Origin of the sequence: Prosthecobacter sp. (assembly GCF_046154365.1) — a bacterium.
Lineage (GTDB): Bacteria > Verrucomicrobiota > Verrucomicrobiia > Verrucomicrobiales > Verrucomicrobiaceae > Prosthecobacter.
The window spans coordinates 1-12,120 of the sequence record NZ_JBJXFV010000138.1; the positions used below are offsets into that span (position 1 = coordinate 1).

Consider the following 12,120-nt stretch of genomic DNA (forward strand, 5'->3'; position numbering starts at 1 on the left):
CCGACTTGAAATCATCAGCCTGCGGAAAGCAGCCAACTACTGACTGGAGAGCCGGATGCGGGAGAACCGCCAGTCCGGTTCGGTGGGAGGGGCGGCGCAACTCAATGCGCCGTCCCTACCTCAATCGATAAAGCCTATCCTCCGGCTTGACAGCCGGGACGACTGTCCTTCAGAATGCCGCATGAGTTTCCGTGACGGGCCGCCGAACTTTGATCCACTCGACTGGAGCCGTCCGATCATCAAATATCGTCGCAAGCTGCCGCATTGGGTGCAGGAAGGTGCGACGTACTTCGTCACCTTTCGTCTGGCGGATTCTCTGCCCAAGGAGCGGCTGCGCGAGCTGGAACGCTTCCGGGATGAGTGGCTGCTGGCACATCCAGAGCCGCGTGATGAGGCGGCGTGGCAGGAACTCCATCGCGAAACCATGCGCCGCGTGGATGACTGGCTGGATGCCGGCTCAGGCGAGTGCTGGCTGCGTGATCCAGCATGTGCCGGCATCGTCAGCCGTGCGCTGCATCACTTCCAGGAGCAGCGCTATTTTGTTTCATGCTTCTGCGTCATGCCCAATCATGCGCATGTGCTCGTTCGGCCATTCGCGGGCTTTGATCCGGCCAGTTTGCTGCATTCCTGGAAAAGTTTCACCGCCAAGGAGATCAACAAGCATCTGGGCCGCAGTGGTGAGGTCTGGGAGGCGGAGAGCTACGACACGCTGGTGCGTGACACGGAGCATCTGTGGAAGGTGGTGCGCTACATCGGTAAGAATCCCGCGAAGGCTGGGCTGCCAGAAGCGCAATGGCAGCGGTTCATCCATCCGAGCTGGGAAAAGACGGGTTGGGGATTTGGTAATGCATGACGGAGGTCAGGCATCCTGCCTGACGATGGACAGAGGCTTCCAGCCTTTTCCGATCAAAGGCGAGACGCCTCGATCCGTTGACAGCCTGGAAGGCTATCCCCCGGACTTGAGGTTCTTGTACACGCCGAAGTCGTTGAAGAAGAACTTCTTCGCGAGCCAGTACATCCAGTGTTTCTCGGGGATTTCTTCGCCTTCGCGCCACTGGCTCGTTCTTGGCGTCATACTTTCGATTTCGGCCATGGCGGTCTGGCGGATGGTGCTGTCTTTGGCGGTGTGCTTGGTGACGACGGCTTTGACGAGGTCGGGACGCTCCAGGACGATGCAGCCGCGGGTGTTGGCGGAGGCGATGTTGCGGAAGTCGCGGAGGAATTCGGACTTGGTGAAGACATCGAAGAGGTCGTCATTCGTGCGGACGCTCTCCTTGGCGAACTGGATGATGGGGCAGGGTTCGATGGCACCGGTGGGGCTGATGTGGTGGCTGATGCCGTTGGCCATGGGGCAGAGGGCCTGGCCGTTGTGGTCGTAGTAGGCATCGACGATGGCGATGGGCATCTTGGCGCGCATGTTGACGACGAATTGGCGCACCTGGGTGATTTGCTCAGGCGTGAGGGCGAGGTCGGCGCTGATCTTCGGGCCGACGGGGCGGTAGGTGTGGTACCAGGCGTAATGGACGCCCATATCGATGAGTTTGCGCAGCCAGGACTCGGTGAGGAGGTCGTCGATGTTGGTTTTGCAGAGGCTGGTGGCGACGCCGGTGAGGACGCGGGCGTCGATGCAGTTTTGCAGGCCGCGCAGGGTGCGGGTGAGCACGTCTTTGTTGCCACGACGTTCGTTGCTGACGATCTCGGTGCCTTCGATACTGACAAGCGGCGTGATGTTGCCGAGCTTGCGCATGGTGGTGGCGGCCTTCTCGGTGATCATCTGGCCGTTGGTGAAGACCTGGAAAAACGCATCGGGGTGCATCGAGAGGAAGTCGAACAGCTCGGGGTGCATGAACGGCTCACCGCCGAGGATGCCGAAGAAGGCATTGCCGCGCCGTTTGGCGTCGTTCACGATCTTATTGAGTTCGTCGAGGTTGAGCGACTCGCGCGGCTTGTCCACATCCACCCAGCAGCCCTGGCAGCGGAGGTTGCAGGAGTTGAGGATGGAGATGTAGAAGAAGGGTGGGAAGTATTGGCCCTGCTTCATGCGCTGCTTGTGCAGCATGACCGACCGCGCCCCCTTGTAGCCAAAATTCCAGCCGATCTTCGCCAGACAGAGCGGATCGACGGTTTGCAGGATGCGGGAGGTGAGGCTGAACAGCATGGCGGAGGTTCGATGTGCAAGGTTCAAAGTTCAATGTTCAAAGTCGAAACTTCTGTTGGCTTCACCGGAGGCGTTCGTTAGTCTGGCGGGGTGAGCTACCAAGTTTTTGCCCGCAAATACCGCCCCCAGACCTTCGCAGACGTGCTCGGCCAGGATCATGTCGTGCGGACGTTGAGGAATGCCATCGAGAAGCAGCGGCTGGCGCATGCCTACCTGTTCGTCGGGCCGCGTGGCACGGGAAAGACCTCGACGGCACGTATTTTTGCCAAGGCGCTGTGCTGCAAGGAGGGGCCGAGCATTGATTTTGATCCGAATGACGAGCTGTGCATCGAAATCGCCGAAGGGCGCTGCATGGACGTGCTGGAGATCGACGGCGCCAGCAACAACGGCGTGGAGCAGGTGCGCGAGCTGCGGGACAACGTGAAATATGCCCCGTCACGCTGCCGCTACAAAATCTATTACATCGACGAGGTCCACATGCTGACGACGGGGGCCTTCAATGCGCTGCTCAAGACGCTCGAGGAACCGCCGGAGCATGTGAAGTTCATCTTTGCCACGACGGAGCCGAACAAGATCCTGCCGACGATCATCAGCCGCTGTCAGCGCTTTGATCTGCGGCGCATTCCGAATGCGATCATTGCCAAGCACCTGCTGCACATCGCGAAGCTGGAAAAGGTGAATCTGGATGAGAAGGCCGCGTATGCGATTGGGAAGGGAGCCGAAGGCGGGATGCGCGATGCGCAGTCGATGCTGGACCAGTTGGTGGCCTTTTGCGGCGAACACATCACCGAGCAGGACGTGCTGGACGTGTTTGGCTTCACTTCGGGCGAAGCCGTGGCCCAACTAGCGCGGCACATCCTCGAAAGCGATACCGTGGGCGCTCTGCGTGCGGTGTATGAGCAGAACGAGGCCGGCAAGGAGCTTGGCCGTTTCTTGGGCGATCTCATTCAGCATTTCCGCACGCTGCTGGTGCAGCAAGCCGATCCTGATGCGGCGGCGGAGGATTTGAGCCCCGAGGTGATTGCGGAAGTCGTTGCCCAAGCGGGCATGGCGAACACGGAGCAACTGCTACGCATCGTCGATGGACTTGCGGAGGTGGATTCGCGCATGCGCTGGGCCAGCAACAAGCGGCTGCACTTTGAACTCGGCGTGATCGCGGCGGTGCAGAGCTTGAATGAAGTTTCGATCAGCGATGTGATTGATGCGCTGGATGGCGGAAGCACTGCGGGCCTGCCCAAAATGGCTCCGAGGCCGCAGCCTGTTGCTTTGGTGCGCCGCACCGTTGAACCCGCGAAACCGCAGCCTGCGGTGGTGCGTGAAGAACCGCCGACTCCTGTGGCGCAGAAAGCGCCGGAGCCGGTGGCTCCACCAGCGCCGGCTAAAGTGGAGAAAGCGGTGCCTGAAACGCGAGAAGCCGTCAGTGAGGCGGACTTTTGGCCGCAACTCATTGCCTCCATGCAGGAACGTCGGCCACTGGCGGTTTCGTGGCTGCAAAGCGGCACCATGCTCGGCATCACGCACCATACGATCAAGGTGGGCTTTCCGCCGACTGAGAGTTTCGCGCGTGACAGCCTGCTGCGGCCCGCGCAGGTGAGTTTTCTCGAATCGCTGGCCCAAGAACTCCTTGGCAAGGCGATGAAGTTTGAGTTCGTGCTGGATGCGAGCTTGAAGCCGCCTGCGTTCACCGAAATGGGCCTCGGCCTGCTCGATGCTCCGGCACCTGTGGCGAAGCCGAAGCCGGAACCCAAGGCTGCGCCCAAATCAGAGCCAAAGGCCGCAGTTCCCGAGGAAACGGCACCTGCGAAGGCGAGCGATGACTTTTACAACGACCCGCTGATCCAAAGCGCGATGGTGAAGTTTAAAGCGAAGCTGGTGCCCGCAGGCTGAGGAACCATTGGCGTTTTGAGGAATGCCGTCTTGGATGGCGGACTTCTCACGCCATGACTTCCGAACCCACCGGCCATCCCCGCGGACTCCCCACCTTGTTCTTCACCGAAATGTGGGAGCGTTGGAGCTACTACGGCATGCGGGCGCTGATGGTGCCGTTCATGACCGCAGCGGGCACGGGGCTGGGCATGGAAAAGAAGCAGGCGATGGCTATTTACGGCCTCTATATCGCCACGGTGTATGCTTCGGCGTTTCCGGGTGGCTGGGTGGGAGATCGACTGCTGGGAACGAAACGTGCGGTGTGGTGGGGCGGCGTCGCCATAGCGATAGGGCATCTCGTGCTCGGGATGCAGGGACAGACGCCGTTTTTTCTGGGGCTGCTCATCATTGCGCTCGGTTCAGGGCTGCTGAAATCGAACATGAGCACGCTCGTCGGGCTGATTTATCCTGAAGGTGGACAGCGGCGGGATGCGGGCTTCACCCTTTTCTATCTTGGCATCAATTTGGGAGCGTTTCTCGGACCGCTGGTCAGCGGTTGGTTGCAGCAAAGTGCCTCATGGGGCTGGCGGTGGGCGTTCGCATCGGCGTCGGCAGGCATGTTTCTCGGTCTGGTGCAGTGGCAGCTCACCCGCAAGGCGCTCACTGGCGTGGGAGAGCGAATCGCTCATGCGGGGCAGAATGTGAAGCGCGAGTGGAGCATCTTGGGCGCGGCGCTGGCGGCTTTGCTCGTGGTGACGTTGCTGTGCGTGTTTGGGGTGATCGCGCTGGATCCCGTCCTGCTCGCGCATGTGGTCACGCTGGCCATTTTGGTCGCGGCGGTGTTGTTTTTTACTTGGTTGTTTCTGTTCGGCCGACTCAGCGAGGATGAGAAAGCGCGGACCTGGCTCATCATCATGCTGTTTGGAGTTTCGGCGCTGTTTTGGGCTGGATTTGAGCAGATGGGTTCTTCCTTCAATGTTTTCGCCGAGGAGCACACGGTGCGGCAGATTGGTTCATGGGAGATTCCCACCGCGTGGTTTCAGTCCATCAATCCACTGTTTGTGATTCTGTTCTCGCCGGTGGTGGCGCTGCTCTGGCAGGCGATGGGGCGGCGTGGCATTCATCTTTCAATGACGACCAAGATGGGGTGGGCCATGCTGTTGCTGGCGCTAGGTTTTGGCCTGGCGACACTCGCGGCGCATCGTGCGCTGGACGTTGGCAAGGTGTGGCCGCTGTGGCTGCTGGGGATTTATTTCTGCCACACTATCGGCGAGTTGTTTCTCAGTCCGGTGGGGCTGAGCGCGGTAACAAAACTTTCTCCGGCGCGGCACACCGGGCAGATGATGGGCATCTGGTTTCTTGGCACCAGCCTCGGGGATGTGCTGTCTGGCATCATTGCCGGCGAGGTCTCTGGCGATGCGATGCATGCCATGCCGGTGATCTTCATGCGCGTGGTATGGATTGCATCCATTGCCGGGCTGCTGCTGCTGCTCTTTGCCAAACGGCTGCAGAAGTTCGCGCGCGGTGTTCAATAGACTGGGTATCCAATTCATCCATCAATGCGCTGGTGATCGCCAAGCTGATGCGGTGGGAGGAAGCGATGGAGGTCAGGCATCCTGCCTGACGGCGGATCGAGGCGTCTCGCCTTGCTCCGATCAAAGGCGGGACGCCTCGATCCGCTGACAGGCTGGAAGCCTATCCTCCGTGCGGCATCAATGGTTGAAGTAGAACTCCTTGGAGTTCAGCAGCGCCCAGAACAAGTCTTCATGCACGGACTGGCGGGCGCCGGTGTCGCTGCCGATGGCTTGCTGGACGGAGGCCCATTCTTTGTCTTTGGGCATGCGGCCGAAGACACGGAGGAAGAGGTCTTCGACGATTTCGCGGTCGCTCTTCTTGTCCTGGATCATCTTGGCGACGACGCGGCCCTGCTTGATGCGGTCGTTGACGGCGTCGCCATTCATCAAGTGCAGCGCCTGGGAGAGCGTGGGCTCCATCTTCACTTCGCAGGAGCAGACGGATTCGCGTTTGGCACGGCCAAAGGTGGTGAGGAAGTAGTTCGTCACGGCACCGTCGGCGATCTGCACAGCGCGGGCACCGAGTGGCAGGCCTTGGAACTTGTTCGGCGTGTCGGTGATCTGTGAAATGGCGTCCAGCAGCACTTCGGCGCGCACGCGACGGACTTGGGCATGGGAGAAGTTGCGTTTGTCGCCAGCGTTGGTCTCATTGACCTTGGTGCTGCGCTGGTAGGTCTGTGAGTTGCAGATGTCGCGGACGAATTTGCGCATGTCGTATTTATAGTCGGTCAGGTGCTGGGCCAGCGTGGCGATCAGCTCTGGATTGGAGGGCGGATTGGAGACACGCACGTCATCCACGGGTTCCACGACGCCAGCACCGTTGAAGTGCGCCCAGGTGATGTTGGCGATGTTGCGTGCGAAGAAGGGATTGCGTGGTGAGGCCATCCAGTCGGCGAGCACTTTGCGGCGGTCGTCAGCAGGCTTGAGTTCCGGGGTGTCGCCACCGAGGAACTTTGGCTTCATCACGGCCTGGGTCAGGAAGTGGCGGGATTCGCCGCCCTTGCTGTTGTACACGATGACCTCAGCCGGATCGTCGGTCTGCTTGCGGCCGATCTGCGCGAAGAAGGCCTTGAAGCCGTAGTAGTCGTCCATCGTCCAGCGGTCGAAGGGATGGTTGTGGCACTGCGCGCACTGAATGCGCATGCCCATGAACACCTGGGCGACGTTTTCAGTGAGCTTGAGCTGATCGACCTCGGTCTGGTAGAAATTGACCGCCGGGCTGGAGACCGTGCCGCCGGTGGCGGAGAGGAGTTCCACCACGATTTCGTTGATGGGGATGTTTTTGCCGATGCGCTCAGACAGCCAGTTGTAGTAGAGCAACGCGTTCTTGTAGAAGGGCGGCTGGTTGTTGTTGATGGCGGAGCGGATCTGCAGCAGCTCGGCCCACTTCATGACCCAGAGTTCGGTGAACTCCTTGCGCTCAAGCAGGGTGTCGATCAATGCTTCGCGCTTCTTCGGGTTGGCATCGGCAATGAAGGCGCGCATCTCGGCGACCTGCGGGTAGATGCCAGCGATGTCGATGAAGGCACGGCGGACGAATTCTTCATCCGTGCAGATGCCGGAGGGCAGGATGCGCAGCTTGTGGAGGTTTTCATCGACCAAGGTGTCGATGTAGTTGGTCTCGGCGAGTTTCGGGCGCTCATACTGAAGCTGGTCGGGAATGACGAGCACCTGGGAGGTGACGGAATACACGCTAAAACGTGCTAGCATGAAGGCGGCACCGCGTTCGCCAGAGGTGACGAAACCCTGCTTGTCGATGCTGGCCGTGGGGTCGTTGTTCGACATGAATAAGGCAAGATTGGTGACATCGCGGTCGGTGCCGTCGGAGTAGGTGGCACGGACGGTGAACTGCTGGGTGCCGGCTTTGCCTTCCATGACGATTTGTTTCGGGAACATCTCGATGCCGGTGACTTTGGCGACCTCCGGGCTGTCATCTGGAGCACCGTTGGTGATCCATTCGACCAGTACTTTGTTATAGACGGATTCAGGCTCAAAAGCCTGGTTGCCGGAGTGCGGCACGGCACCGACGGCTTTTTCGATGAGCGTGCTTTCTTCGGGAATGGCGAGGTTCACACGGCGGCCGGGCATCTCGCGGGTGATGCGGGTGAAGTCGCCGGCGGGGTCCATGCCGAACAGCGAAGTGCGGAAGCCGTCCTTGCCGCGTGCGGCACCGTGGCAGCCACCCTGATTGCAACCACCACGCATGAACACCGGCATGCAGTCGAGGCGGAACGAAACGGTGCGATCTTTGGTGCCATCTTTGACGGTGACGGCGGCCTTTGCGGTCTGTCCGCCGATGGAAGCGACAAGTTCGGTGGCACCGGCATCCGCCACAGGCTTTAAGGTGAGGCCGTCGAGCGCGGCGATTTTGCTGTCGGCGATTTTGAGATCGCAAACGGAGGTCACGTCCTTCGTCGTGGCATCTTCAAACGTGGCGAGCACGAGAACGCGATGGCTGTCGCGCTTGGTTTCGAGCGCGTAGTTTTCGGGCAGAATTTCGAGACGCTTGATCGTGGGCAGCTTCTTTTGCAGTGCCGCGAGCGCCTTGATCTGCTCCGGCGTCTTGTATTGCAGCGTGAGACCATCGGGCCACTTGGCACCTTCGGCGATCCAGCGCTTGAGCACGTCGATTTCATTCGCGGCCAGCGGCCCACCTTTGGGCGGCATAATGTCGTCATGATCTTTTGGCAGGACGACACGCTTGACGATCTCGCTCTCGTCGGGCTTGCCAGTAACGAGTCCTGGGCCGGTGTCACCGCCTTTGAGCAGAGCTGCAGCGGTGTCCATGAGCAGCTTGCCTTTGATCTTGTTCGGGTTGTGGCACTCCAGGCACTTGGCTTCCAGCAACGGCTGCACATCGCGGGTGAAGTCGATATCTGCCGCTGTGGCAAAATTGAAGGAGGCAAGAGCGAGAGTGAGGCAGGAGGCTCGCAGAGTGTTTTTCATGGATTTAGGGGTGTTGTGAGAGGCTACGCCTGAGAAACGGCACATTTATCAAAGGTGCGAAAAAACTACGGGGATGAAGGCAATTCACCCCTCCAGCGCCGCCAGCCGCTGACCGATGGGAGGATGTGAATAATGCAGCCACACGGTCAGCGCATGCGGGTTCGGATGCGAGAGGTGATCGACGGACAGTTTCTTGAGCCCCGCCATGAGCGGATCGGCTCCGCAGGCCGCTTTGGCGAAGGCATCAGCTTGGAACTCATGTCTCCGGCTCAAAGCGCTGCTGAGCAGGCCGAGCAGCAGGCTGGCGGGTGAATACACGATGCTGAACAGCACCAGCCCAAGGCCCAGCGGCATGCTGCTGACACCGAACGCAGCAAAGAACGCGTGCGACTGCAAGGCCGCATGCAGCAGGTAAAACATCAGCCCGCTCTCCAACAGCCCCAGCACGAGCTGCTGCGGCACATGGCGGCATTTGTGATGGCCGATTTCATGCGCCAGGATCGCCTCCAGTTCCGCCTGCGTGTGTTTCTCGATCAAGGTGTCGAACAACGCGATGCGCTTGTTCTTGCCGAAGCCCGAGAGGAAGGCGTTCGCCTTGCTGGATCGACGTGAACCATCCACCACCGACACATCGACCACCGGGAACTTCAAGCGTGCCGCCAGCGCCAGCAGCGCCTCGCGCAGCGGGCCATCATTGAGCGGCTGGAACTTCAAAAATAGCGGCATCAGCAGTCGTGGCGAAACCCAGGCCATCACGATGCTGAATCCCGCCACCGTGAGCCAGGTGTAGAGCACCGCATGCTCCTGCGTCTGGAAGAACCACAGGATCAGCGCCAGCAGCGGTCCGCCGAGCAAGGCCGTGAGCAGCAGGCCTTTAATGCGGTCTTTGATGAAGGTGCCAACCGTGGTGCGGTTGAAGCCATATTCAGCCTCGATCTTGAACGTGTCCCAAGCATCGAAGGGCAGGGACAGCACGTTTTGCACGAGCATCAGCAGCCCGATCACGCCGACACCGGTTTGGATCGCGCTCCAGCCCCAGCCAGCGCTCCAGCGCTCCAGCCAGCCAAAACCACCGCTCCACCAAAACACGATCATGACGGCCAGCGAAGCCGTGCTGCGTAGCAAATCGAGCTTGGCCGACTGGCTGGCGTACTCACCGGCCTTCTGCACCGTTTCGTCCGAAAAAATGTCTTTCAGCCGCTGCGGCAGAGCATGGCGGAACTGCGCGAGGTTCAGAAACGTGGCGATGATTTCGAGATGAAACAGACCGAGAACGCCAACGAGGGCGGCGATGAACCAAGGATTGGAAAACGTCATGCGAGGGAAGGGGAGTCTTGAGAAGCGTGGTCGTGGCTGTGCGTGGCCTGATGATCGAGATACGAGGCAAAAATGTCCTCCAACTGCATCACGCTGCCGATCTGCGAGAAGTGCTGGCGCAGCCATTTGCCGCCGGGGATCGACTTCGTGTAGTTCATCAGGCGGTTGCGCATGGAGCGCATCGTTTGCTGCTCTTCCATGCGCACATTGCGCTCGATGGCCAGCTTGCAGTGCCGGCGCATGAAGTTGAAGCGCTCTTCGACGCTGGCGTGCGGCGCATGCGTGCCGGTGGCGAGGTAATGCTTCGCTTCTTTAAACACCCACGGGTTCGCCATCGCCGCACGGCCGATCATGATGCCCTTCACGTTGGTTTGAGCGCGGCGCACCTCCACATCGAGTCCGCTGGCGATGTCGCCATTGCCGATGACGGGAATCTTCACCGCATCGGCCACTTGCCCGATGACATCCCAGTCAGCGAGACCGGTGTAGCCCTGCGCACGCGTGCGACCATGTACGGCGATGGCCTGCATGCCGCAGTCCTCGAGAATACGGGCCACTTCGACGGCATTCACATGATCCGCGTCCCAGCCGATGCGCATCTTCGCGGTGACGGGAATCGGCACCGCTTTGGCGACCTCACGCGCCACGCTGGCAAGCAGCGGACAATCCCTCAACAGCGAGGAGCCACCGTTCTTCGCCACCACCTTGTTCACCGGGCAGCCGAAGTTGATGTCGATGAAGTCTGGCTGCTTCCAGTCGATGATTTTCCGCGCCGCTTCGCCCATGCGCACGCCGTCGGAGCCGAAGAGCTGCACACCGAGCGGGCGCTGCTCGTCATCGAAGTCCGTGTAGTGCCGCGTGCGGTCATCGCGTTGCAGGATTCCCTCGGCACTGACGAACTCCGTCACCATCACGTCCGCGCCCTGTTCTTTGCACAAACGGCGGAAGATCACGTCCGTCACCCCGGCCATGGGGGCCAGATAGAGCGGAAAGTGGTCGTTGTTGAGCCAGGGAAGCATCTTCGATCATAGCCGCACTGGCACAGTGCGGCAAGCCGTGTCACATTTACCGATGGCAAGACGCCGCCGCTTCCGCAAACCGCTTTTCCCGGGCCTCTGGACCGTGATGGCGGCGTTTGTCCTGATCGGCTGCATTGGCGGTCTCTATTGGATGCTCGGCAAGTCCACGCAGTTCACGCGTGTCGCTCCTCCTGCTCCGGCGGTGGCGAAAGGGAAATAGCTCACGCCGCCGGCCGCACCACGACGATTTCGCCCAGCAACTGCTCCTGCTCCACTTGCAGGTGGTTGAGTTTGATCAGTTCCAGCATCGCCAGGAAGGTCACGATCACTTCGCCACGGCTGGCGGCATCAGTGAACAGCTCCTCAAACCGCATCCTGCCACCCACCGGCATGATGTTGAGCAGGTACTCGATCTTGTCGGCGACCGTGTAGCGATCATTGACGATCTCGCGGAAGTCGCTCGCGTTCTCGAAGCGCTTCAGGATGCGCTGGAAGGCGCGGATCAGGTCAAAGATGCCCACTTGGCCCAGCGTCTCCACCGGGGCGTCCAGATCGGGGAGTTCCGGCGTGGTGACGAACAACTCATCGCCCTTCACCTCCTGCACGCCGAGGAACTGGGCGGCCTCCTTGAACTTTTTGTACTCCACGAGCTGGCGGATCAGCTCCCAGCGCGGGTCATTCTCCTCCGCGTCCTCCTCCGGCGGCTGCACATCCTTCGGCAGCAGCTCGCGGCTCTTGATGTACATCAGATTGGCCGCCATCACGATGAACTCGCTCGCCAGCTCGATGTTCAGCGCCTTGAACGTGTCGATGTAATCCAGGTACTGCCGCGTGATGCGCTCCAGCGACACGCTGTAAATGTCGATCTCCTCCTTCTTGATGAGGTAGAGCAACAGGTCCAGCGGGCCTTCAAAAATCTCGAGTTTAACTTTGTAGTCGGTATCTTCCACGCGCCGAGATAGACCGGAGAATTGGCCACCGCAACCCAGGAGCGCGGGTATTCTCCCCGCTTGACTCTGCCGCCGCCTCTGCCGGAGCGCGAGTATGGTGAAACCTACTCGCCTGGCTTTCACAACGCGTCTCCCGTGCCAAAAGTGGCGAGTAGGCTAAAGCCAATGCCGTTAAGCAATCCTGCAACGAACGCCGAACTGGCCCCTCACCTAACCTCTCCCCGAAGCTCGCCTGTTTGCGCAACACGTTTCTCGCGGGGAGAGGGACCTGAATATCGTGCGCCAGCGTC

General features: G+C 60.3%; 9 protein-coding genes. 4 read left to right on the forward strand and 5 right to left on the reverse strand.

The features are described 5' to 3' along the window. Positions 1–181 precede the first annotated feature (181 nt). The gene (locus ACKVY0_RS17550) at positions 182–853 is read left to right on the forward strand and encodes a transposase (protein WP_409216126.1); all 672 of its coding nucleotides are present in this window, start codon (positions 182–184) and stop codon (positions 851–853) included. 93 nt (positions 854–946) lie between these two features. Here the strand turns inward: ACKVY0_RS17550 and ACKVY0_RS17555 are convergent, their stop codons facing one another. After that, a complete protein-coding gene (locus ACKVY0_RS17555) occupies positions 947–2,158 on the reverse strand; it encodes a radical SAM/SPASM domain-containing protein (protein WP_409216127.1) in 1,212 nt (403 codons plus the stop codon). Between the two features lie 90 nt (positions 2,159–2,248). Here ACKVY0_RS17555 and dnaX point away from each other — a divergent pair, with 90 nt between their 5' ends. Both dnaX and ACKVY0_RS17565 read left to right on the forward strand, forming a co-directional pair. Continuing rightward, positions 2,249–4,045, forward strand: coding sequence for a DNA polymerase III subunit gamma/tau (gene dnaX / locus ACKVY0_RS17560; RefSeq protein WP_409216128.1), 1,797 nt, complete (start codon positions 2,249–2,251; stop codon positions 4,043–4,045). Between the two features lie 53 nt (positions 4,046–4,098). Continuing rightward, positions 4,099–5,559, forward strand: coding sequence for a peptide MFS transporter (locus tag ACKVY0_RS17565; RefSeq protein ID WP_409216129.1), 1,461 nt, complete (start codon positions 4,099–4,101; stop codon positions 5,557–5,559). 177 nt (positions 5,560–5,736) lie between these two features. Here ACKVY0_RS17565 and ACKVY0_RS17570 read toward each other — a convergent pair whose 3' ends face one another. The 3 genes from ACKVY0_RS17570 to dusB form a co-directional block, all read right to left on the reverse strand. Beyond that, entirely contained in the window at positions 5,737–8,544 is a 2,808-nt protein-coding gene (locus ACKVY0_RS17570; RefSeq protein WP_409216130.1) for a PSD1 and planctomycete cytochrome C domain-containing protein, read from the reverse strand. Positions 8,545–8,628: 84 nt separating this feature from the next. Beyond that, positions 8,629–9,861 carry a M48 family metallopeptidase gene (locus tag ACKVY0_RS17575; RefSeq protein ID WP_409216131.1) on the reverse strand — a complete coding sequence of 411 codons (1,233 nt, stop codon included), beginning with the start codon at positions 9,859–9,861 and terminating at the stop codon, positions 8,629–8,631. Continuing rightward, a complete protein-coding gene (gene dusB, locus ACKVY0_RS17580) occupies positions 9,858–10,880 on the reverse strand; it encodes a tRNA dihydrouridine synthase DusB (protein WP_409216132.1) in 1,023 nt (340 codons plus the stop codon). Before dusB ends, ACKVY0_RS17575 begins: the two co-directional genes overlap by 4 nt. A 52-nt stretch (positions 10,881–10,932) precedes the next feature. Between dusB and ACKVY0_RS17585 the strand changes: the two genes are divergently transcribed. Then, complete coding sequence (locus ACKVY0_RS17585; RefSeq protein WP_409216133.1) at positions 10,933–11,100, forward strand: hypothetical protein; 168 nt, start codon at positions 10,933–10,935, stop codon at positions 11,098–11,100. 1 nt (position 11,101) lies between these two features. Here ACKVY0_RS17585 and ACKVY0_RS17590 read toward each other — a convergent pair whose 3' ends face one another. Beyond that, entirely contained in the window at positions 11,102–11,830 is a 729-nt protein-coding gene (locus ACKVY0_RS17590) for a segregation and condensation protein A (protein ID WP_409216134.1), read from the reverse strand. Positions 11,831–12,120: the final 290 nt, after the last annotated feature.